This is a genomic window from Pararhodobacter sp. (assembly GCF_034676545.1).
In the GTDB taxonomy this organism is placed as follows: Bacteria; Pseudomonadota; Alphaproteobacteria; order Rhodobacterales; family Rhodobacteraceae; genus Pararhodobacter.
On the sequence record NZ_JAUCBZ010000015.1, the window covers coordinates 2,559,097 to 2,579,198 of the forward strand.

General features: G+C 60.9%; 24 protein-coding genes. 13 read left to right on the top strand and 11 right to left on the bottom strand.

The window, feature by feature from the left end; all coding sequences use genetic code 11:
• Positions 1 to 175: 175 nt before the first annotated feature.
• Genes VDQ28_RS16070 through VDQ28_RS16080 form a run of 3 tightly spaced genes read left to right on the top strand, consistent with a single transcriptional unit; the run spans position 176 to position 2,309 of the window.
• The gene (locus VDQ28_RS16070) at positions 176 to 1,333 is read left to right on the top strand and encodes a bifunctional 2-C-methyl-D-erythritol 4-phosphate cytidylyltransferase/2-C-methyl-D-erythritol 2,4-cyclodiphosphate synthase (RefSeq protein ID WP_323036885.1); all 1,158 of its coding nucleotides are present in this window, start codon (positions 176 to 178) and stop codon (positions 1,331 to 1,333) included.
• Complete coding sequence (locus VDQ28_RS16075; RefSeq protein WP_323036886.1) at positions 1,330 to 1,830, top strand: phosphatidylglycerophosphatase A; 501 nt, start codon at positions 1,330 to 1,332, stop codon at positions 1,828 to 1,830. Before VDQ28_RS16070 ends, VDQ28_RS16075 begins: the two co-directional genes overlap by 4 nt.
• A complete protein-coding gene (locus VDQ28_RS16080) occupies positions 1,827 to 2,309 on the top strand; it encodes a CinA family protein (protein WP_323036887.1) in 483 nt (160 codons plus the stop codon). Before VDQ28_RS16075 ends, VDQ28_RS16080 begins: the two co-directional genes overlap by 4 nt.
• Here the strand turns inward: VDQ28_RS16080 and VDQ28_RS16085 are convergent.
• The 4 genes from VDQ28_RS16085 to VDQ28_RS16100 form a co-directional block, all read right to left on the bottom strand.
• On the bottom strand, positions 2,294 to 2,881 hold the full coding sequence (locus VDQ28_RS16085) for a helix-turn-helix transcriptional regulator (protein WP_323036888.1): 588 nt from the start codon (positions 2,879 to 2,881) through the stop codon (positions 2,294 to 2,296). The genes VDQ28_RS16080 and VDQ28_RS16085 overlap by 16 nt on opposite strands.
• Positions 2,868 to 3,401 carry a cytochrome b/b6 domain-containing protein gene (locus VDQ28_RS16090; RefSeq protein WP_323036889.1) on the bottom strand — a complete coding sequence of 178 codons (534 nt, stop codon included), beginning with the start codon at positions 3,399 to 3,401 and terminating at the stop codon, positions 2,868 to 2,870. Before VDQ28_RS16090 ends, VDQ28_RS16085 begins: the two co-directional genes overlap by 14 nt.
• A gap of 4 nt (positions 3,402 to 3,405) precedes the next feature.
• Positions 3,406 to 3,666 (bottom strand): PepSY domain-containing protein, encoded by a 261-nt coding sequence (locus VDQ28_RS16095; RefSeq protein WP_323036890.1) that lies wholly within the window; start codon positions 3,664 to 3,666, stop codon positions 3,406 to 3,408.
• A gap of 137 nt (positions 3,667 to 3,803) precedes the next feature.
• Complete coding sequence (locus tag VDQ28_RS16100; protein ID WP_323036891.1) at positions 3,804 to 4,259, bottom strand: type II toxin-antitoxin system RatA family toxin; 456 nt, start codon at positions 4,257 to 4,259, stop codon at positions 3,804 to 3,806.
• A gap of 75 nt (positions 4,260 to 4,334) precedes the next feature.
• On the opposite strand from VDQ28_RS16100, the gene hpt reads away from it, so the two are divergent.
• Positions 4,335 to 4,871 carry a hypoxanthine phosphoribosyltransferase gene (hpt, locus tag VDQ28_RS16105; protein WP_323036892.1) on the top strand — a complete coding sequence of 179 codons (537 nt, stop codon included), beginning with the start codon at positions 4,335 to 4,337 and terminating at the stop codon, positions 4,869 to 4,871.
• A 13-nt stretch (positions 4,872 to 4,884) separates the two neighbouring features.
• On the opposite strand, the gene VDQ28_RS16110 is transcribed toward hpt, so the two are convergent.
• The gene (locus tag VDQ28_RS16110; RefSeq protein ID WP_323036893.1) at positions 4,885 to 5,586 is read right to left on the bottom strand and encodes a class I SAM-dependent methyltransferase; all 702 of its coding nucleotides are present in this window, start codon (positions 5,584 to 5,586) and stop codon (positions 4,885 to 4,887) included.
• A gap of 244 nt (positions 5,587 to 5,830) precedes the next feature.
• Between VDQ28_RS16110 and VDQ28_RS16115 the strand changes: the two genes are divergently transcribed.
• From VDQ28_RS16115 to VDQ28_RS16150, 8 genes are all read left to right on the top strand, one after another.
• Complete coding sequence (locus VDQ28_RS16115; protein WP_323036894.1) at positions 5,831 to 6,790, top strand: phosphoadenosine phosphosulfate reductase; 960 nt, start codon at positions 5,831 to 5,833, stop codon at positions 6,788 to 6,790.
• A 39-nt stretch (positions 6,791 to 6,829) separates the two neighbouring features.
• On the top strand, positions 6,830 to 7,870 hold the full coding sequence (gene pyrC, locus VDQ28_RS16120; protein ID WP_323036895.1) for a dihydroorotase: 1,041 nt from the start codon (positions 6,830 to 6,832) through the stop codon (positions 7,868 to 7,870).
• A 154-nt stretch (positions 7,871 to 8,024) separates the two neighbouring features.
• Entirely contained in the window at positions 8,025 to 8,225 is a 201-nt protein-coding gene (locus tag VDQ28_RS16125; protein ID WP_323036896.1) for a hypothetical protein, read from the top strand.
• A 127-nt stretch (positions 8,226 to 8,352) separates the two neighbouring features.
• The gene (locus tag VDQ28_RS16130; protein ID WP_323036897.1) at positions 8,353 to 9,939 is read left to right on the top strand and encodes an ABC transporter substrate-binding protein; all 1,587 of its coding nucleotides are present in this window, start codon (positions 8,353 to 8,355) and stop codon (positions 9,937 to 9,939) included.
• Positions 9,940 to 9,945: 6 nt separating this feature from the next.
• The gene (locus VDQ28_RS16135; protein ID WP_323036898.1) at positions 9,946 to 10,902 is read left to right on the top strand and encodes an ABC transporter permease; all 957 of its coding nucleotides are present in this window, start codon (positions 9,946 to 9,948) and stop codon (positions 10,900 to 10,902) included.
• Positions 10,899 to 11,717: an ABC transporter permease gene (locus tag VDQ28_RS16140; RefSeq protein ID WP_323036899.1), complete on the top strand. Its 819-nt coding sequence runs from the start codon at positions 10,899 to 10,901 to the stop codon at positions 11,715 to 11,717. The genes VDQ28_RS16135 and VDQ28_RS16140 overlap by 4 nt, the downstream gene beginning before the upstream one ends.
• A complete protein-coding gene (locus VDQ28_RS16145; protein ID WP_323036900.1) occupies positions 11,710 to 13,347 on the top strand; it encodes an ABC transporter ATP-binding protein in 1,638 nt (545 codons plus the stop codon). The genes VDQ28_RS16140 and VDQ28_RS16145 overlap by 8 nt, the downstream gene beginning before the upstream one ends.
• A 59-nt stretch (positions 13,348 to 13,406) precedes the next feature.
• Complete coding sequence (locus VDQ28_RS16150; RefSeq protein ID WP_323036901.1) at positions 13,407 to 14,033, top strand: thiamine phosphate synthase; 627 nt, start codon at positions 13,407 to 13,409, stop codon at positions 14,031 to 14,033.
• On the opposite strand, the gene VDQ28_RS16155 is transcribed toward VDQ28_RS16150, so the two are convergent.
• From VDQ28_RS16155 to VDQ28_RS16165, 3 genes are all read right to left on the bottom strand, one after another.
• Entirely contained in the window at positions 14,030 to 14,815 is a 786-nt protein-coding gene (locus VDQ28_RS16155; RefSeq protein ID WP_323038148.1) for a lysophospholipid acyltransferase family protein, read from the bottom strand. The two genes, VDQ28_RS16150 and VDQ28_RS16155, sit on opposite strands and share 4 nt — an antisense overlap.
• Positions 14,816 to 14,888: 73 nt before the next feature.
• Complete coding sequence (locus VDQ28_RS16160; protein ID WP_323036902.1) at positions 14,889 to 15,689, bottom strand: GNAT family N-acetyltransferase; 801 nt, start codon at positions 15,687 to 15,689, stop codon at positions 14,889 to 14,891.
• A gap of 103 nt (positions 15,690 to 15,792) precedes the next feature.
• Positions 15,793 to 15,966, bottom strand: a complete 174-nt coding sequence (locus VDQ28_RS16165; RefSeq protein ID WP_323036903.1) for a DUF3553 domain-containing protein — start codon at positions 15,964 to 15,966, stop codon at positions 15,793 to 15,795.
• 25 nt (positions 15,967 to 15,991) lie between these two features.
• Here VDQ28_RS16165 and VDQ28_RS16170 point away from each other — a divergent pair, with 25 nt between their 5' ends.
• Complete coding sequence (locus VDQ28_RS16170) at positions 15,992 to 16,561, top strand: histidine phosphotransferase family protein (RefSeq protein ID WP_323036904.1); 570 nt, start codon at positions 15,992 to 15,994, stop codon at positions 16,559 to 16,561.
• On the opposite strand, the gene VDQ28_RS16175 is transcribed toward VDQ28_RS16170, so the two are convergent.
• The 3 genes from VDQ28_RS16175 to obgE all read right to left on the bottom strand — a co-directional run bounded on the left by VDQ28_RS16175 (position 16,551) and on the right by obgE (position 20,032).
• Positions 16,551 to 17,813: a glutamate-5-semialdehyde dehydrogenase gene (locus VDQ28_RS16175; RefSeq protein ID WP_323036905.1), complete on the bottom strand. Its 1,263-nt coding sequence runs from the start codon at positions 17,811 to 17,813 to the stop codon at positions 16,551 to 16,553. The genes VDQ28_RS16170 and VDQ28_RS16175 overlap by 11 nt on opposite strands.
• A gap of 63 nt (positions 17,814 to 17,876) precedes the next feature.
• The gene (gene proB / locus VDQ28_RS16180; RefSeq protein WP_416349433.1) at positions 17,877 to 19,001 is read right to left on the bottom strand and encodes a glutamate 5-kinase; all 1,125 of its coding nucleotides are present in this window, start codon (positions 18,999 to 19,001) and stop codon (positions 17,877 to 17,879) included.
• Positions 18,998 to 20,032: a GTPase ObgE gene (gene obgE / locus VDQ28_RS16185; protein ID WP_323036907.1), complete on the bottom strand. Its 1,035-nt coding sequence runs from the start codon at positions 20,030 to 20,032 to the stop codon at positions 18,998 to 19,000. The genes proB and obgE overlap by 4 nt, the downstream gene beginning before the upstream one ends.
• Positions 20,033 to 20,102: the final 70 nt, after the last annotated feature.

The window sequence follows — 20,102 nt, forward strand, 5'->3', positions numbered from 1 at the left end:
TAACAGTCGGCGAATGCTCCATACACCGCACTGCTGCGAAATGCACAAGAAATCACATATTGCACAAAAATTGAGCGCCCGCGAGGCGTGGTGCCTAGACTGCATATTCTTGTGGTGCGAGCGCAACAACGCGTTGGTCTTGCGGGAGTCGTCACCATAGCCTAATTCACTCCGTATGAACGCAGCTCAAGATATCGCCGTCATCCTTGTCGCCGCCGGGCGTGGCACGCGCATGGGCGGCGACTTGGCGAAGCAGTGGCAAAAGCTGGGTGGCACAGTTGTGATCCACCGTACCATTGCGGCCTTTCGCCAAGCCGGATTGACGCGAATCGTGCTGGTCATTCATCCCGATGACGAAGCGCGTGTGGCGGATCTTGGGCTGCCCTATGTGTTTGGCGGCCAATCCCGGACGCAATCCGTGCGCGCCGCCCTGGAGTTCCTGGCCCTCGATGCGCCCGAGCACGTCTTGATCCATGATGCTGCGCGTCCCTTGGTCACCGAGACCGTGATCAACCCCGTTCTTGAGGCACTGAAAACGCATTCTGCGGCGGCCCCGGCATTGCCGATCACCGATGCCCTGTGGCGTGCCAAGGATGGTGCCGTGATCGGCACGCAAGATCGCGATGGCGTGTTTCGCGCCCAAACGCCGCAAGGGTTTCGCTTTTCGACGATTCTGTCAGCGCATCGTGCTTTCAACGGCGACGCCGCGGATGATGTTGAAATTGCGCGTGCCGCCGGTGAGGTCGTGTGGATAACTCCGGGTAGTGAAGAGAACCTGAAGCTCACCTACCCGATTGATTTTAAACGGTCTGAAGAGATCCTGTCGAAACGTCAGACAACCAAAGGTCAGACAATGGATATACGCTTGGGGAACGGTTTTGACGTTCATGCTTTCACCGAAGGTGACCACGTCTGGCTTTGCGGAGTCAAACTTGCGCACAGCAAAGCGCTGTTGGGTCATTCGGATGCGGATGTCGGCATGCACGCGCTGACCGATGCGATCTATGGCGCGATGGCCGAGGGCGATGTCGGGCGACATTTCCCCCCCTCCGACCCGCAATGGAAAGGCGCCGAGAGCCATATTTTCCTGCGCCATGCGGCCAATCTGGCACGGCAGAAGGGCTTCACGCTGAGCAACGTGGATGTCACCTTGATCTGCGAACGCCCCAAGATCGGGCCACATGCGCGTGCGATGCAAGCCACCTTGGCGCAGATCATGGATCTCGGCGAGGATCGCGTCTCGGTGAAGGCAACCACGTCGGAACAGCTTGGGTTTACCGGGCGCGAGGAAGGCATCGCCGCCATCGCCACGGCCACATTGGTGAAGCTGTGAGCGTTTCGCGCAGGATTGCCACAGGATTCGGGCTTGGGTTTTTGCGCCCTGCGCCGGGCACATGGGGGTCGGCGGGGGCGTTGGTCGTGGGCCTCGCGATTGATTATTATCTGGGATTCTGGGTACTGGTCGCCGCAACCCTGGGCGCCACGGTGATTGGTTTTTGGGCCTGCGCCGAGGAATTGCGCGACCGCCCGGGCGCGGACCCGTCAGAGATCGTCATCGACGAAATTGCCGGACAGTGGCTGACGCTCTTGTTTCCGGCTTTTGCGTTTTGGCGCATGGACATGGCCGATTGGGCCGTCACCGCCTACCCCGGTTGGATCGCGGCCTTTCTCTTTTTCCGGATTTTCGACATCTGGAAACCCTGGCTGGTGGGGCGCGCAGACCGCCGTGGCGACCCGGCTGGCGTGATGCTGGATGATCTGTGGGCGGGCCTGTTCGCGGGATTTGCCGTGATGCTCTGTGCGGGCCTCGCGCATGGGTTGCTGATGTGACGACACACGCCGCTGACATCCTGGACCTTGCGCGCGCCCAAGGCCTGCGCATCGCGACCGCAGAAAGCTGCACCGGCGGCCTGGTTTCCGGCGCTTTGACCGCGGTTCCGGGCTCCAGCGACGTGCTGGATCGGGGATTTGTGACCTATTCCAACGCCGCCAAACATCAGATGTTGGGCGTTCGCCTGACGACGCTTGCCGATGTGGGCGCAGTCAGCGAGGACGTGGCGGGCGAAATGGCCGAAGGGGCGCTGGACCGATCCGACGCGCAGTTGTCGATCGCCGTCACCGGCATCGCCGGCCCGGGCGGCTCGGAGTTCAAACCTGAGGGCCGCGTATGCTTCGGTCTGGCGCGCGACGGCCGCGCAACCCGCGTCGAGACGGTAGAATTCGGGGCCATCGGGCGTGACGCGGTGCGCCAAGCCTCGGTTGAACACGCGCTGTCGATGCTTTTGTGGTCGCTTCAACGGGTGCCGTAGTCACCCCTTGCCGCGTTCGAGTGACCATCCCATCGTTGGCTTCCCATCAAGGCTTCAAGCAAGATTGCCAACAAATCCGAGCGCCCCGTACTCCCCGATTTGCGGTAAATCGCGTTCAAGTGTGATTTTACCGTTGCCTCAGATGACCCGCGCAGCGCCGCAATTTCGGAAATTGACTGCCCCTTGACCACAAAGAGCGCGACGTCCTGCTCGGCTCCGGTCAAGCGCCACAGGTCAAAATGCGCAAGGACTACGGCGTCAACCGCCGCACCTGCCAGCGCCAGATCGTGTTCCAGCAACGCCTGACGCCTGAGCAGCCAGATCAGCAGCCATAGCGCCAGAACAATCGCCACGACCAAGGCCAGACTGGCCACCAGTTCCGCGAAAATATGGACAGAGAACGGCAAGCTCTCGCCCAGCCGCCAATAAAGGCGCATATCGGTCACGACATCCGCGAGAAAAAACACCGCACATCCGGTGAGCACCGCGATTAACACGGCGCTGGCCCAGAGCAACTGCGGCGGAATCGACTTGGCGGTCGTGCTGTCGCGGTTGCGGTCAGCTGTCGTCATGGGTCTTTTTCCCGGTAACCATGGCGCGCACCAGATTGACGCCCGTGCGCCGCGATTTAAATATCACCGCCGCAATATGGATAACCACGCTGAACACCGCCCAGCCAAAGAGCGCCTCGTGCAGATCCTCGGCCCATTCCGGATCGTGACCAAGTGTTGCTTCTGGTAAAGTCATGATCCACCCCGTAGCTCCCAGTAAAAGAAGCGTAATCAGAAGATTATATGTCATGAACGCGCCCAGCGGCGAGTGGCCCAAATGTCGCGTGCGCCGCCCGAGTGTCATGTCACGCGCTTGTTGCAGGGCAGCGGCAGGATCGGGGGGGAAGTCGGAAAATCGGGCATGTCTTGTGCCGATAAAGCCCCAGACAATGCGCAGTGCCACCAGCCCAACGACCACATAGCCCACGGTAACATGCAGCGATGAGTCGTCATCAATGATCGTGGCGTTCAAGGTGAACGCCACGACCAAGGACCAGTGCACAAGCCTGACGACGGGGTCCCAGACTTTGACGGTTGCCATGTGCTCAATCCTCGAGTTCGGTCCGGGTGATCTCATACGCCGCGTTCAGGCGCAGTTCCCAAAGCCGACCGTCAAGGGCCGCTTTGACTTCGTAGCCACCGCGCTCGGATTCGATGGTAAAAACCTGATACCCCTGTGCCTCAAGGGTTGTGACGATGCTGGCGCGCACATCCTCGGCCACCGGGCGATCATCGGACGATGCGAGGGCGGCACCCGGTAGCGCCAAGGCGGCAACAATTGCGAGCGTTTTCAAAATGTGTGTCATGGCTTGTCTCCGTGGAAAGCTTCGGTTGCGGCCCGGCACCACGCCGGGTCTGTCACCAGCTTGCCCACCAAAAACACTGCGAACCATTCGCCCTGAGTTGCAAATCCGCGCTCTCCACCTGGAGTTTGAGACGCGGTTCAGCCGTACAACTGTTTGGCGCGCTTCTCGAAGGCGCTGACTACCCGGCGCATCGCCTCGTCAAAGAACAGGCCAATCGCCTTTTGCAAGATCACGTTGCGAAACTCGAAATCGACCTCGAACTGGACCCGCGCATGGTCCCCCTCGGGTTCAACCTGCCAATAGGAGTGCAGGTATTTGAACGGCCCATCCAGATAATCCGTTTCGATGCGCCGCTCGGACGGGATCAGCACCACGCGCGACCCGAAGCGTTCGCGGAACACCTTGAACGAGATCACCAGATCGGCCTCCATCACCTCGGCGCCTTCGCCGCGTTCCGGCAAAGGATCGCGTGAGCGTATCCGGGCCGCAGCCGTCCACGGCAAAAATTCAGGATAGCGCGCAACATCGGCCACCAGATCGTAGATCTGCTGTGGCGCATAGGGCAACACGCGATTCTCACTGTGTCGGGGCATCCGGCACCTCTGGCAACTCTGCGCATCTTTTCCTAGAGTGGGTGCGAGAACACAACCCCAAGAGACCAGATCACCATGTCGCAACCCCCCTATGAGATTGACCAATTGATTTCGGCCAAACGCATTGCCGCGCGGGTCGAGGGGTTGGCCGAAGAGATCACCGAAGCCTTCAAAGGCACCGAAAAGCTGATTGTTGTCGGCCTGTTGCGCGGCTCTTTTGTCTTTATCGCGGATCTGGTGCGCGAAATCGACCTCCCCGTCGAAGTCGATTTCATGGAGGCGTCATCCTATGGAAACTCGATGCACACCAGTCGGGAAGTCCGCATTCTCAAGGACTTGCGCGGCGAGATTGCGAACCGCGATGTGTTGGTGGTCGAAGATATTGTCGATACCGGGTTCACGCTGCATCATGTGAAAAATATTCTGAAAAGCCGAGGGCCACGCCGGTTGGAAGTCTGCGTGCTGCTCGACAAACCCAGCCGCCGCGAGGTTGATATTCGCGCGACCTGGACGGGGTTTGAAATCCCCGATGAATTTGTGGTTGGCTATGGCATTGATTATGCACAAAGAAACCGCAACCTACCGTATATCGGCAAGGTGCGGTTTACCTGAAACTGCGCGCAGTCTACCCTTTGCGATGCAAAAAGAGCATCGGCATATCGCGGATCATGATGGGATCCGACACCTTGCACCACCCCGACTCGGCGGCGCGTTTGCGGATGTTTTCTTGCAGCGGAGCCGGGTCGCCCCATGTCGCATACAGCTTGAATTCCGTATTCAGGATCGGCTTGAGGCCTTCGTTCAAGATCGCCTCCCACACCGCCGCGCCCGTGCCCATCGTGTTGGATTTGCGATAGTCATCAAACACCACGACACCATTTTCGCGCAACATGGCGCGGGCTGACGCCGCGTCTTCGCGCACCAGATCATAGGTATGGCCGGCGTCGATATGCACGAAACGCGCCGTGTCCGGCGCCACAAACCGCGTCACCGTCGCGGTTGGACCCTTTACGATGCGCGGCAATTCGGCGTGAAACGACAGATAGTTTTTCTCGAATTCTGCCTGCGTCAGGGATTGCGTTTTGAAGAACCGTTTTTCACCGTCATCCGCCGCATCCGATGTCGTGATGTCGTCAAACAGATCGCAGGCTGTGAACACTTCGTTCGGGCGTCTGAAGTTCCCCATCAGAATGGCACTCTTGCCTTTGAACACGCCCAGCTCAACCAAGGCACCCTCGGGTTCATTGTGGTTCTGATACTGGAGAATCCAGGTGAACGCGGCCTGATCAATGGGCATGAACCAGCCCGGTACGTCTTTGAACTCCATACTTATCCCTTTAACTTTCTGAAATCTCTCATGCCACCAAGGCTATGACCGTTAACGCCGGTGGACAAGCATCAAGGCCGCATTGTTTCAGTGCCGCGAACAGTCAACGGGTTTTGTTTCCCGAAACAACGTTAAAAACATGAAAATGCCACGGGTCGCCCCGTTTTGTGGTTGGCCAAAATGGTATAAGATCAGGCGTCGCTGACTTTCAAGCGTTGGCGCACACCAATGTTCGTGAGGGCCCATGACCAACGATTCAATCGAGATCTATGACGCCAGTGAGGCCGAGACCGATGACGATTGGTTGGCCATCATGGACGAGATCGGCGAAGAAGCCGGGTATATGGAGCCGTTGGGCGATCAGCATTCTGCGTTCTTTTCCGATATGGGAACAGTGCTGCTGGTGTCCTTCGAGACCGTTTCCGGCATTCGCGGCGCGGGCGGTGGGCAGATGCCGCTGGGGTATCAGATTGCCGCCCCCCGGGGCTGGTCATCGCTCAGTATCATCGCGCATGAGGAAACCTGGTATCGCGATCATCATGTCTATGGCTATTTTGACCGGTTGATTGACGACGCCTTTTTCGAAGACTTCGACCATGTCGTGTTTTACGGTGCCGGTATGGGCGGGTATGGCGCAGCGGCGTTTTCGGTCGCGGCCCCTGGCTGCACGGTGCTCGCGCTCGCGCCGCAAGCGACACTCGATACCGAAATGGCAGAATGGGACCGCCGCTTTCTCAAGGCGCGGCGCCTCAATTTCACCGACCGCTTTGGCTTCGCGCCGGACATGACCGATGGCTGCGCGCGGGTTTTCCTTGTGTATGACCCGATTCAGCAGGTCGATGCCGTGCATGTCGCATTCTTCAGAGGTCCGCATATCACCAAGCTGCGCGCACCTCATATTGGCCGCGATCCGCAAGCGGAGTTGGCGGTCATCAATATCCTGCGTCCATTGATCGAAGGGGCCTGTGCCGATACGCTGGATGCGGGCACCTTCTATCGGCTGTGGCGCGCACGTCGAAAGCACGCGCAATATCTGGGCCGCCTCGCCGGGCGTGTCCAATCGCAAAACCGCCCGCAACGGTTTGTGCAGGTCTTGCGCGCGGCGGTGGCGTTGGTTGACCACCCACAATTGCGGCGCGCGTTGGTGCGGGCCGAGGCGGCGGTTGCCAATCCTCAGGCCGCTGACGAACAACCGCTTCGCTAAGCCCTTCACAGGCCATCGGTGTCGCGGTATGGGAGGCGCATGACTCGCACCCTGACCCTGACCCGCCCCGACGATTTCCATCTTCACTTGCGTGACGGTGCCATGCTGAACGGTATCGCACCGGAATCCGCCCGCGATTTCGCACGCGCGATCATCATGCCGAACCTCGTGCCACCGATTGTAACCGGCGCACAAGCGGCAGCCTATCGCGATCGTATTGCCGCGGCCCTGCCGGGGTCAGATTTTGTGCCATTGATGACGCTGTATCTGACGGAATCCACGGATCCTGGCGACGTCATTGCGGCTCACAAATCGGGCGTGATCGCCGCCGTAAAGCTCTATCCTGCCGGGGCGACGACCAACTCGGCCTCGGGGGTTCGCGACTTCGACAAGGCACGACCGGTTTTCGAGGCGCTGGCCGAGGCCGGAATACCCCTCTGTGTGCACGGAGAAGTCACGGATGACGACGTCGATATCTTCGACCGCGAGGCCGTGTTTATCGACCGCGTCCTCGATCCGATTCGCCGCGCGACGCCTGCGCTGCGCGTGATCATGGAACACATCACCACCGTCGATGCCGTGGAATACGTCCGCAGCCATGAAACCGGACTTGGCGCGACGATCACGACCCATCATCTGATCATCAATCGCAATCATATCCTGGTCGGCGGGATCAAGCCGCATTACTACTGTCTGCCGGTTGCCAAGCGTGAGGTCCACAGGCTGGCTTTGGTCGAAGCCGCAACCTCTGGCGATCCACGGTTTTTCCTGGGGACCGATAGTGCGCCACATAGTGACGACAAGAAGGAATGCGCGTGTTGTGCCGCCGGGTGTTTCACCGCGACGCACACGATGCCGCTGCTGGCGGAGGTGTTCGAGCGCGCAGAGGCGCTCGACAAGCTCGATGCCTTCACAGGACATTTCGGTGCCGATTTCTACGGGCTGGCGCGCAATGACACGCGGCTCAGGTTACAGCGTTCTGACGAGCCTGTGGTTTTCCCCCGGAAAATCGAAACCGGCGCGGGGCCGGTCACGGTGTTCGATCCCGGGTTTGCCGTCCACTGGCAGGTTGTCGCGTAGTCGTCACGCCGCAATGGCGATCACGTCCACTGGTGTTGCCATGAAATTTGGCGCCGTGCCGACCGCTCTGCACGGGGCGGCATCACGGGCCAAAACCTCCGACCACGACGACCGACTTACGGTCGATTCAGCGTGGTGATTTGCGGTATGCGACTTGCGCAATAAGCAGGAATCCGGTGTTTCCGCCTGGTCCGCAAAAACTTCGGTCACGGGCAAACAGTCTGGAACTCAAGGCAAACTGATGTCGGGCGCCCGTTTGACGGCGCAAACCGAGGACAGCAACGAAGCCGCTGGAATCATCGAGAGAAATTTCAATGCGCATGTTGCACGCAAACAGGTCTTTTCGTTACTATGACCACGAGAGTTTCATTGATTTGATCCCGCAAACTTTGTTACTGCTGGGACAATCAACAAAAAACGGATGCAAATACGGCATCAAAATCCCGCACCTCGGATCTGGGGGCGGCACCAGGGAGAGACCCATGAACGACCAACTAAGCTACTACCTTGCCCGTGCCGCAAGCGGCAAACTGAACCGACGCAGCTTTCTGGGGCGTGCGGCGGCGCTTGGTGTCACGGCGGCGGCGGCAAACACGATGCTGTCCTCGGCCGTGCTTGCACAAGGGCCGCGTCGCGGCGGTCATCTGAAGATCGGCATGTTGGGCGGCGAAAGCACCAACAATCTTGACCCGGCACTGGCCATGACGCAGGTCCCGGCGCTGATCCTCGGCACAGCCGGCGAGACGCTGATTTTCCTCGCCCACAATGGCGATGCCGTGCCGCTATTGTGCGAAGAATACTCCGCCTCGCCCGATGCAAAAACCTGGCGCTTCAAGATTCGCCAAGGTGTGCTGTTCCACAATGGCCAGACCATGACCCCCGAGGACGTGGCGCAGACCCTGCGGCGGCACTCGAACGAAGACTCGCAATCGGGTGCATTGGGCGTGATGCGCGGCATCACCAGCATCAGCGTGGACGGCGATTCCGTGGTGCTGGAAACCGAAACCCCGAACGCCGACTTGCCCTATCTGATGGGCGATTGGCACCTGGTGATCCAGCCCAACGGCGGCATGGATGATGCGGGCGCGGGTATCTTTACCGGCCCCTATAAAATGGTTTCCGACGAACCCGGCGTGCGCCACGTCATGGAGCGGTTCGACGACTATTGGAGCGACGCACGCGGCCATTATGATTCGGTCGAGATCCTGGTGATCAACAACTCGACGGCGCGCAACTCGGCGCTGCAATCGGGCCAGGTGAACATGATCAACCGCGTCGAGCCCCGCGTTGCCGGTCTGCTGGCGCGGGCGCCGAACGTCACGGTCGAAACCGCGTCGGGCCGCGCGCATTACATCTTCCCGATGCATTGCAACACCGCGCCCTTCGACAACAACGACGTGCGCATGGCGTTGAAGCTGGCCATCAACCGCGAGGATATGTTGGATCGGATCCTGCGTGGCTATGGCACGTTGGGCAACGATATGCCGGTCAACGCAGCCTATCCGCTGTTTGACGACACCATCGAGCAACGTGTCTACGACCCGGATCAGGCACGTTTCCATTACGAGCGCTCGGGCCATAGCGGTCCTATCGTCCTGCGCACCTCCGAGGTTGCGTTCCCTGGTGCTGTCGATGCGGCGCAGTTGTTTGCCGAAAACGCCGCCGCTGCCGGGATCACCATCGAGGTCATCCGCGAACCCGGTGATGGCTACTGGTCGCAAACCTGGAACGTGCAGCCGTTCTGCGCGTCTTACTGGTCGGGCCGTCCGGTGCAGGATCAGCAGTATTCGACCGCCTATCTGTCGACTGCCGACTGGAACGATACGCGGTTCTTCAATGACCGGTTCGACAGCTTGCTGCTCGAAGCCCGCGGCGAACTGGATCTGGCGCGTCGCAAGGCGCTCTATCGTGAAGTGGGTCTGATCGTGCGCGACGAGGGCGGCTTGATCTGCCCGATGTTCAACGACTTCATCGACGCGCATGACCAAAGCGTTGCCGGTTGGACGGCGAACTCGAACGGTGACATGATGGCAAGCCAGGCGCCGATCCACTGCTGGCAGGCGGAATAAGGGCGCATGTACCCGGTCCTCAAATTGGTGATCCAGCGCATTGCGCTGGGTCTCCTTCTGCTCTTTGTGGCCTCATTGATGATCTTTGCCGGAACCGAGATCCTGCCCGGCGACGTGGCGCAGGCGATCTTGGGGAACTCGGCCACAGAGCAGTCGCTGGCAAACCTTCGCGAGACCATGGGGCTCAACGTCCCGGCGGGCACGCGCTATGTCAATTGGCTCATCGGGGTGTTTCACGGTGACCTCGGAACCGCGCTCTCCAACGGTCTGGATATCGCCAACTCGATATCCGGGCGCATGGCAAACACGCTGTTCCTGGCCTCGGTCGCCGCGGTCATCTCGGTCCCTCTGGCGATCTTTCTTGGCCTGCTGGCCGTTCGGTATCGTGACCGCTGGCCCGATCGACTGATCTCGATGGTGACGCTTACCGCGATTTCCTTGCCCGAGTTTCTGTTGGGCTATGTGATCATGTTCGTGTTTTCCGTGAAGCTCGGCTGGTTTCCCTCGGTCTCGAATATCCACGACTCCATGACCTTTGCCGAAAAGCTGAACGCCGTCGCCCTGCCCGCCCTGGTTCTGACGCTGGTTGTCCTGGCGCATATGATGCGCATGACGCGCGCGGCAATCCTCAATGTGATGCAGTCCGCCTATATCGAGACCGCGGAACTCAAGGGCTTGCGACGCCTGACGATCATTGCCGGCCACGCCATGCCGAACGCGATCGCGCCCATTGTGAATGTGGTGATGCTGAACCTTGCCTATCTGGTGGTCGGCGTGGTCGTCATCGAGGTGGTGTTCGTCTATCCCGGCATGGGTCAATATCTGGTCGATCACGTCTCGAAACGTGACGTGCCGGTGGTGCAGGCCTGCGGCTTGATCTTTGCCGCGATCTATATCGGCTTGAACATTCTGGCGGACCTGATTTCGATCCTGTCGAATCCAAGATTGAGGCACCCAAAATGAAGGGTATTCCGATAACCGCCCTTTTGGGCCTCCTCATCACGGGCCTTTATTTCACGATGGCAATCTTCGCCCCCTGGATCGCGCCCTATGGCATGTCCGAAATTGTCGGCGATGTCTGGGAGCCATCCTCGGCTGAATTCTGGCTGGGCACCGACAATCTTGGCCGCGATCTGCTGACCCGGATGATCTATGGCGGGCGCAGCACGATCTTTGTGGCTTCCATGGCGACGGCACTGTCATTCACGCTTGGGGCGGTTCTGGGCTTTACGGCGGCGGTCTACGGCGGCTGGGTCGATCAGCTCATGTCGCGGCTCAATGATCTGGTCATGTCGATCCCGACCCTGATCTTTGCGCTGGTCGTGCTCTCGGTCATGCCGGTCACCTTGCTGATCCTGATCCTTGTGATGGGTCTGCTGGATTCGACGCGGGTGTTCCGTCTGTCGCGCGCGGTGGCCGTGGATATCAACGTGATGGACTTCGTCGAAGCAGCGCGCCTGCGTGGCGAGGGTCAACGGTGGGTCATCTTCCGCGAAATCCTGCCCAACGCGCTGTCGCCTCTGGTGGCGGAGCTTGGCCTTCGGTTCATCTTTGCCATCCTGTTCATCTCGACCTTGTCCTTCCTTGGCTTGGGCATTCAGCCCCCGGCGGCGGATTGGGGCGGCATCGTGAAAGAAAACCGCGAGGGGATCGTCTATGGCATTCCGGCGGCCCTGATGCCCGCCGTGGCAATTGTCACATTGTCGATCTCGGTCAATCTCGTGGCTGACTGGGCGTTGAACCGCACCACCAGCCTGAAAGGGGGTCGCGGTGCCTGAAACATTGCTGGATATCAAGAACCTGCGCATCGAGGCCACGATCTACGCACCGGGCGAGAAACCCAGGAATGCGGTGATTGTCGATGACGTCTCCTTGACCTTGGAAAAGGGCAAGGTACTGGGGTTGATCGGTGAATCCGGGGCGGGAAAATCCACCATCGGTCTGGCGGCGCTGGCCTATGGCCGGGGTGGCATTCGCCTTGCCGGTGGGGAAATCATCCTCAACGGGCGCGAAATCCGCCTTGCCGACAGCGCCACCCTGCGCAGCATTCGCGGGCGCGAGGTCACCTATGTCGCGCAATCGGCGGCCGCGGCCTTCAACCCGGCCAAACGGTTGATGGAACAGGTCATCGAGGCCACGCTGCATCACGGCACCCTGTCGCAGGCCGATGCCGAGGCCCGCGCGGTCGAATTGTTCCGCACCCTGTCCCTGCCCAACCCCGAGACCTTTGGCAAACGCTATCCGCACCAGGTCTCGGGTGGGCAATTGCAGCGCGCGATGACCGCGATGGCGCTGTGCCCGCAACCCGACCTCGTGATCTTTGACGAGCCGACCACCGCCTTGGACGTCACAACCCAAATCGACGTTCTTGCCGCGATCAAGACCGCGATCCAGAATACCGGCGTCGCCGCGATGTATATCACCCACGATCTCGCCGTTGTGGCGCAGGTTTCGGATGAAATCATGGTCCTGCGGCAGGGCAAGATGGTCGAGCACGGCACCGTGCAACAGATCATCGAGGAACCGCGTGAGGACTATACCCGCGCCTTGATTTCGGTGCGCAAGATTGATCACAAAGAGCAAAAACCCACCGCGACGCCGTTGATGACCGTCGAAGGTGTCACGGCACGATATGGTGCACGCGGCCCGAATGTCCTCAAGGATGTCTCGGTCGAGGTGTATCCGGGGCAAACTCTGGCCTTGGTCGGCGAATCCGGGTCCGGAAAATCAACCATGGCACGGGTCATCACCGGGCTTTTGCCGCCGCGCGAAGGGGCCATCACCTTTGATGGCAAGCCCTTGCCGGGCGCGCTCAAGGATCGCTCGCGCGAGGAATTGCGCGAATTGCAGATGATCTATCAGATGGCCGATGTCGCCATGAACCCGCGCCAGACGGTTGCCTCGATCATCGGCCTGCCGCTGGAATTCTATTTCAACTTGCGGGGTCGTGAGCGCGACACACGCGTGCAGGAATTGCTGGACGCGATCGAACTGGGCAAAGGCTTTGGCGATCGCTATCCGGCAGAGCTGTCGGGCGGGCAAAAGCAACGCGTCTGCATTGCGCGCGCCCTGGCCGCCAAGCCCAAGATGATCATCTGCGACGAGGTTACCTCGGCTCTCGATCCTTTGGTCGCGGACGGGATTCTCAAACTGTTGCTCGATTTGCAAAAGCGCGAGGGTGTCGCCTATCTGTTCATCACCCATGACATCGCCACGGTGCGCGCCATCGCCGATTCGATTGCCGTGATGTATCAGGGCAAGGTCCAACGCTATGGCACCAAGAGCCAGGTTCTGACGCCCCCCTTCGACGCCTACACCAATCTGTTGCTCTCCTCGGTCCCCGAGATGGAGCTGGGCTGGCTGGAGTTGGTCTTCGAGAATCGCGGCATGGAAAGTGCGGATAACTAAGGCGGATTGCGCGGGGGCTTGCACACAGGTATGCAGTCCCCCAGCAAGACGAGGTTTCCATGTCCGATCAACCCGAACGCCCGCAACTCTATCTGGTAACACCCCCGGTTTTTGAGCCAGAGGTGTTTGCACCGCTTTTGGCCCGCGTGCTGGATGCTGTGCCCGTTGCCTGCCTGCGGTTGTCATGGGCGGGGAATGACGAGGACGCCATCGCGCGCGCGGCCGACGCCTTGCGCGCCGTGGCCCATGAGCGCGAGATTGCCATCGTCATAGAACGCCACGCGATCATGGCAGAACGGCTGGGTCTCGACGGTGTGCATCTGCCGGTCGGTGCACGCGGCCTGCGCAAGCTGCGCGATGAGTTGGGTGCGGATGCAATTTTGGGCGCGGCCTGCGGGGTCTCGCGCCACGATGGCCTGACCGCCGCCGAGGCCGGGGCCGATTACGTCAGCTTTGGCCCGATTGGCGCAAGCCCGCTGGGTGACGGAGAAAGCGCCGAGCATGATCTGTTCGCGTGGTGGTCGGAAGTGATCGAAGTTCCGGTCGTCGCCGAAGGCGCTCTGACCCGCGCGTTGATCGAAAAATTTGCCCCGGTCACGGATTTCTTTGCCATTGGCGATGAAATCTGGCGCAGCGACGATCCCGTGGCCGCGCTCAAGGCCATGGTGGAGCCCTTGGGCTACTAGGTCTCGCGCATCACGCCTTCGGGTAAACGCTCAGTCAGGCTCTGACGCACCTGCGCTTCGCAATGGCGGGCGATTTCCTTGCGGTTGGCAAACGCAGAAACCGGAACCGGCTCATGAAACACCAGGTCGATCCGACCCTGCGGGATTTGCGCGGCGACGCGCAGCAGATGCGCGCCGAACGACAAATCGCCCCACCAGCCATAGAACCGGTCATCCCGTCCTTGTGGCGCAATATAGGCCAGCGTCACGGGCTGGATCGACAGAATCTCGGCCAATCCATGCGTGAAGAACGCGGCGAACAGCGTCGGCTTGAACGGCAGGATGCGCACCCCGTCCGAATTCGTCCCCTCGGGGAAAAAGCACAGATGATGCCCCGCCCGCAGCCGCGCCTCGAAGATCTCCTTTTGCAGTCGGGCATCGCGGGCATTGCGGCGAATGAACACCGTTCCGGTTGCCTTGGCCAGCCAGCCGATGCCGGGCCACGACGCGACCTCGGATTTTGAGACGAAATAGAGGCGCTGCGCGGCATTCAACGCGAAAATATCCAGCCATCCGACATGATTCGACACAACCGCACCGCGCCCGCGCATGGGCGCACCGGTCACCTGCAATCGGATGCCCAGAAAGAACAACGCGCCTTTGCAGACACCCTGCGTCACAAAGGGCGTGATCGGGCGTCGCAATCCGAACAAAGGCCGCTCAAAGATCCGTATGGTCAAGTGAATGGCCAGGCCGCCAAAAACCCAGACCACCAAAACCGGCAACCGCCAGGCCAGAATCATCCAGCCCAATGGGCCAATGGGCACCGCGGGCGCCTCGCCTTCGGGCGAGCTCCAGGTCGGGTTGATGCCGTTGTCAGCGGCGGGCGGTTTTTCGGGTATAGTGGTCAACGGCTCTCTCGGACATGGTTGCGGTGTCGAGGATCAGGCAGACATCCGTCGTGTTGAAATCATGGTCGATAAAGGCTCCCTCACCGACAAAACCTCCCAGCCGCAAATAGGCGCGGATCAGAGGCGGGATCGCGGCAAGAGCCTCGGCCTGCACGACGCGTTCGATTGGCATCAAATCCATCGGCTGGGCGTGATCAGGCCAGACCGTGACCCGCAACTCGGGCGGCGCAAGATGATGCGTATGGAGCCATGTCAGTGCAGCCGCATGATGCGCCGGATCCGTGCCGTGAAACGAGGCCACGCCAAACAAGATCTTGATATCGCGGGCCAGCACATAGGCGGCCAACCCGTTCCACAGATGCAACATCGCCACCCCGCGCCGGTGGTTGCGATGCACACAAGAGCGCCCCAGTTCCACCAGCTTGCGCCCGCTTCGCCGCAAGGGGCCCAGATCATATTCCGCATCAGAATAGAACCGGCCCAGAGCCTCGGCACGGTCTTGTGGCAACAAGCGGTAGGCACCGATCACATGGTCCAGGGTTTCGGGTGGGATATTGCGGTCGATCAGCAGCAGGTGGTCAAAATGCGGGTCGAGTAGATCGCGCTCGAGACGCTGCGCATGATCGACACTCAACCCGGTTGCGCCGAGTTCCTCAACGAAAACAGCATAGCGCAGCCGTTGCGCGGCCAACAGTTCAACCTCGCTCGAAGCCAGTCGAACGTCATAGGCCATCGTCTGTCGCTGCGCTGCTTGTAACCGGGTCATTGTCTCACATCCATTGCGCATGGATCTAGGGTGCAATCGCGCCTGTTGCAACGCCCCTTGCCTTGACGCACGCAAGAGTTGCACGATAGGCTTAGAATTCCCTTCAAGCCGTCGGCTGCCAGTCCAGAGTGATCACCCGTGTATCCACCACCACCTTGCCCGCCTCTTCGAAATTCACCGTCACGCGGTGCCCGACCACGGATTGCACCTGCCCCAGGCCCCAATCGGGCCTTGCCGGGTGGCGCACAAACATTCCGGGTTCAAGAAACTGGGACATGGGACCTCGGATCGGATCATCAACAATGACCGACGATACTCTGGAACTTGCGGCGTTGATAGGCTCGCGGATGTGTCACGATCTGGTCAGCCCGCTGGGGGCCATCGGCAATGGCCTTGAGTTACTGCGCATGACGCAACCGGCCAGTGCAGAATTGGAGCTGGTGGAAGAGGCCGTCAAGGTCGCGCAGGCGCGCGTGCGGCTTTTCCGACTGGCCTTTGGGGCAGCCTCGGCCGAACAAAGCATCCGAGCGCGTGAGTTGGATGAGGCGTTGCAAGCCTTGAGCGCGAATGGCCGGATCAAAGTGGACGGCGCCGTCCCGGACGCGGTTCCCCGGGTCACCGCGCGCAGGTTGTGCCTTGCGGCGCTGTGCGCCGAGACAGCCTTGGCTTGGGGTGGCACGATTTCTGTAAGCCGTGACGGGCTGCGCGCCGAAGCCCCGCGCCTGAAGCTGGACGAGGCATTGTGGACTCCCTTGGCAAACGGAGTCCGCGCAACATCGCTGACCTCCGCCACGGTGCATTTCGGCTTGCTGGCCGACTCCGGAGTCGTTGCAGTCGCTTTCGACGACACCAGCTTGACGATCAGGGTCTGATCGCCCCGTCACCTTCGACAAGGTATTTGAAGCTGGTCAATTGCTCGGCCCCGACCGGCCCGCGTGCATGCAATTTCCCGGTTGCAATGCCGATTTCCGCGCCCATGCCGAACTCTCCGCCGTCGGCAAATTGCGTCGAGGCGTTGTGCATGACAATGGCGCTGTCTACCCGGTCAAAGAAACGCTGCGCGGCAACGGGATTTTCGGTCAGGATCGACTCGGTGTGTTGGCTGCCATAGCGCTGAATATGCGCGATGGCCCCGTCAACGCCGTCGACAATCTTTGCCGCGATGATCGCATCCAGGAATTCGCGCCCAAAATCCTCGGGTTGTGCGGGGACGGTCCCGGGGACCTCCAGCAACACGCCTTCGGTGCGCACTTCGACCCCGGCCTTGACCAGATCCTCGATCAAAACCGCGCCATGCGCGTCATAAAAACCTTGGTCGATCAGCAGGCATTCCGCCGCGCCGCAGATTCCGGTGCGACGGGTCTTGGCATTCAGGACCACGCGGCGCGCCTTGTCCAGATCGGCAGCGGCATCGGCGTAGACGTGGCAAATCCCCTCAAGATGGGCGAACACCGGAACGCGCGCTTCGGCTTGCACCAGACCGACCAGCCCCTTGCCGCCACGCGGGACGATCACGTCGATCGCGCCGACCATGCGCAACATTTCCGTCACCGCTGCGCGGTCGCGTGTGGGAACCATCTGGATCGCCGCTTCGGGCAGGCCCGCCGCACGCAGCCCCTCAACCATGCAGCCATGCAACGCCGACGACGAGTGATAGCTCTCGGACCCGCCGCGCAGGATCACCGCATTGCCCGACTTCAGGCACAGCGCCGCGGCATCCGCTGTCACATTCGGGCGGCTTTCATAGATCACGCCAATCACGCCAAGCGGTGTGCGCACCCGGCGGATATGCAGCCCCGAGGGCATGTCCCATTCGGCAATCACCGCGCCAACCGGGTCATTTTGCCCGGCAATGGCGCGCAACCCGTCAACGATGGACTGAATCCGACCCTCATTGAGCATCAACCGGTCCATCATCGCCTCTGACAGACCTTTGTCGCGACCATAGGCCAGATCCTTGGCATTGGCGGCCAATATATCGCGGCGCTGCGCCCAGACCGCCTCGGCGGCGGCGGTCAGGGCAAGGGTCTTGGCCTCTGGAGTCGCAAAGGCCAGATCTGCGGCTGCGGCCCGCGCGGCCACGCCAAGCGCCGCCATTTGCTGCGTGATTTCGGTTCCGTCCATGACACCACCCCCGTATTCGAGCCCCTCAAGCGAGGGGCAAAGCGTTCAACAGCCGAGCCTTGCTCAGACCACCATATCATCCCGATGGATCAGCGCCGCGCGGCCAGGATAGCCTAGGATTTCAGCGATCCGGTCGGTATGCTTGCCTAGGATAGCGCGCGTCTCATCGGCGGTATAGCGCACCAGCCCCTGCCCCAGCGCCTGCCCGTCCGGTCCGAGGATGGACACCGCATCGCCGCGCCCGAATTTCTGCTCGAGGCTGACAACCCCCGCTGGAAGCAGGGATTTTCCGGCTTGCAACGCCGCGACAGCGCCCGCATCAATGTGCAGCGCACCGCGCGGCTTCATCGCCGCAATCCAGCGTTTGCGCGCGGCTTGCGGGTCGCCGACGGCGGCGAACCAGGTGCAGGTCGCGCCTTGGGAAATCGCCAACAGGGGGCGCATCTGATTGCCCGACGCAATCACCATCGCACAGCCGCCCGCCGTCGCGGTGCGCGCAGCGGTGATCTTGGTTTTCATCCCGCCCTTGGACAGCCCAGAGACCGGGTCGCCCGCCATCGCCTCGATCTGTGGCGTAATCGCCTCGATAAAGGTCAAATGCGTGGCCCCGGGGTCGGTATGCGGGTTGCCGGTATAAAGCCCGTCCACATCCGATAACAGCACCAACTGATCCGCGCCCACCGTGATCGCGATTTGCGCGGCCAGTCGGTCATTATCGCCATAGCGGATCTCATCCGTGGCGACGGTGTCATTTTCGTTGACGATGGGAACCGTTCCCAACGCCAACAACGTCTCCATCGTTGCGCGCGTGTTCAGATAGCGGCGACGATCCTCGGTATCATCCAGCGTGACCAGAACCTGCGCCGTGGTAATCCCATGCGGTGCCAGGGCTTCTTCATAGGCGCGCGCCAGTTGGATCTGGCCCACGGCCGCCGCCGCCTGCGATTGCTCCAGGGGCAATGCCCCCGCCGGCAACTTGAGCACCCGGCGACCAAGGGCAATCGACCCCGACGACACCAGAACCACGTCAGCGCCGCGCTGTTTAGCGGCGATGACATCCAGGGCCAAGGCTTTGAGCCAGTCGGATTTCAAGCGTCCTGTCGTCGCATCCACCAGCAAGGCCGAGCCGATCTTGACGACCAGCCTGCGGGCTTTCAACAGGTCCGGAACATCGCGTGCGACACTCAGGGACGCCACGGCTCAATCTCCTCATCCGACGATGCCTCGGCGCGTTGCGCGGAAATCTCGGTCCAGATCGCGCGAAGCACCTGCAATACACCCTTGCTCGTCGCCGCCGACATCACATAGACCCGCGACCCGCAGGCTTGCTCAAGCGCCGCCGTCCGCTCGGCCAATTCTTCGTCGGTCAGGGCGTCCGATTTGTTCAATGCGACGATGCGCGGCTTTTCCGAGACGATTTCAGAATAGAGCTTCAACTCGGTGTCAATGATGCGAAAATCTTCGGCCACGTCCTCAGAGGTGCCATCGACAATATGCAGCAACACCGAACAGCGTTCGATATGACCCAGAAACTGGTCCCCCAAACCCCGCCCCTCGCTGGCACCCTCGATGAGGCCGGGAATATCGGCCATGACGAATTCGCGCCCGTCAATGCCCACAACGCCCAGATTGGGGTGAAGCGTCGTGAACGGATAATCGGCAATCTTGGGTCGCGCATTCGAGGTGGCCGCCAGAAAGGTTGACTTTCCGGCGTTGGGAAGCCCCGCCAAACCCGCATCGGCGATCAGTTTCAGGCGCAACCAGATCTCCCGCTCGACCCCCTCCTGGCCCGGGTTCGCGCGGCGCGGTGACTGGTTGGTGGACGACTTGAAATTCAGGTTGCCCCAACCGCCGTTGCCGCCCTTGGCCAGTAAATAGCGCTGCCCGACCTCGGTGACATCCACGATGACCGTTTCGCCGTCATCCTCCAGAATCTCGGTGCCAGCCGGGACCCGCAACACGATGTCATCGCCGTCCTTGCCGGTGCGCTGTTTGCCCATGCCCGGGCGCCCGTCGACGGCAAAAAAGTGCTGTTGATAGCGAAAGTCGATGAGGGTGTTCAGGGCCGGCACACATTCCACCCAGACATCGCCACCCCGCCCGCCGTCGCCGCCATCGGGCCCGCCGAATTCAATGAATTTTTCACGCCGGAAGCTGACGCAGCCGTTGCCGCCCGAGCCCGAGCGGATGGTAACCTTAGCGAGATCGAGAAATTTCATGTCAGGGGTCCAGGGTTGCGCTGGCGACTGCGATAGCCCGTCACGCGCGGTGGATCAAGGCCCGCACGGT

Excerpts from the sequence above, each read along its gene's own strand:
- VDQ28_RS16070 (WP_323036885.1), top strand. The coding sequence starts at position 176 with ATGAACGCAGCTCAAGATATCGCCGTCATCCTTGTCGCCGCCGGGCGT.
- VDQ28_RS16085 (WP_323036888.1), bottom strand. The coding sequence starts at position 2,881 with ATGACGACAGCTGACCGCAACCGCGACAGCACGACCGCCAAGTCGATT.
- VDQ28_RS16090 (WP_323036889.1), bottom strand. The coding sequence starts at position 3,401 with ATGGCAACCGTCAAAGTCTGGGACCCCGTCGTCAGGCTTGTGCACTGG.
- VDQ28_RS16095 (WP_323036890.1), bottom strand. The coding sequence starts at position 3,666 with ATGACACACATTTTGAAAACGCTCGCAATTGTTGCCGCCTTGGCGCTA.
- VDQ28_RS16100 (WP_323036891.1), bottom strand. The coding sequence starts at position 4,259 with ATGCCCCGACACAGTGAGAATCGCGTGTTGCCCTATGCGCCACAGCAG.
- hpt (WP_323036892.1), top strand. The coding sequence starts at position 4,335 with ATGTCGCAACCCCCCTATGAGATTGACCAATTGATTTCGGCCAAACGC.
- VDQ28_RS16110 (WP_323036893.1), bottom strand. The coding sequence starts at position 5,586 with ATGGAGTTCAAAGACGTACCGGGCTGGTTCATGCCCATTGATCAGGCC.
- VDQ28_RS16115 (WP_323036894.1), top strand. The coding sequence starts at position 5,831 with ATGACCAACGATTCAATCGAGATCTATGACGCCAGTGAGGCCGAGACC.
- pyrC (WP_323036895.1), top strand. The coding sequence starts at position 6,830 with ATGACTCGCACCCTGACCCTGACCCGCCCCGACGATTTCCATCTTCAC.
- VDQ28_RS16130 (WP_323036897.1), top strand. The coding sequence starts at position 8,353 with ATGAACGACCAACTAAGCTACTACCTTGCCCGTGCCGCAAGCGGCAAA.
- VDQ28_RS16135 (WP_323036898.1), top strand. The coding sequence starts at position 9,946 with ATGTACCCGGTCCTCAAATTGGTGATCCAGCGCATTGCGCTGGGTCTC.
- VDQ28_RS16140 (WP_323036899.1), top strand. The coding sequence starts at position 10,899 with ATGAAGGGTATTCCGATAACCGCCCTTTTGGGCCTCCTCATCACGGGC.
- VDQ28_RS16150 (WP_323036901.1), top strand. The coding sequence starts at position 13,407 with ATGTCCGATCAACCCGAACGCCCGCAACTCTATCTGGTAACACCCCCG.
- VDQ28_RS16155 (WP_323038148.1), bottom strand. The coding sequence starts at position 14,815 with ATGATTCTGGCCTGGCGGTTGCCGGTTTTGGTGGTCTGGGTTTTTGGC.
- VDQ28_RS16160 (WP_323036902.1), bottom strand. The coding sequence starts at position 15,689 with ATGACCCGGTTACAAGCAGCGCAGCGACAGACGATGGCCTATGACGTT.
- VDQ28_RS16165 (WP_323036903.1), bottom strand. The coding sequence starts at position 15,966 with ATGTCCCAGTTTCTTGAACCCGGAATGTTTGTGCGCCACCCGGCAAGG.
- VDQ28_RS16170 (WP_323036904.1), top strand. The coding sequence starts at position 15,992 with ATGACCGACGATACTCTGGAACTTGCGGCGTTGATAGGCTCGCGGATG.
- VDQ28_RS16175 (WP_323036905.1), bottom strand. The coding sequence starts at position 17,813 with ATGGACGGAACCGAAATCACGCAGCAAATGGCGGCGCTTGGCGTGGCC.
- obgE (WP_323036907.1), bottom strand. The coding sequence starts at position 20,032 with ATGAAATTTCTCGATCTCGCTAAGGTTACCATCCGCTCGGGCTCGGGC.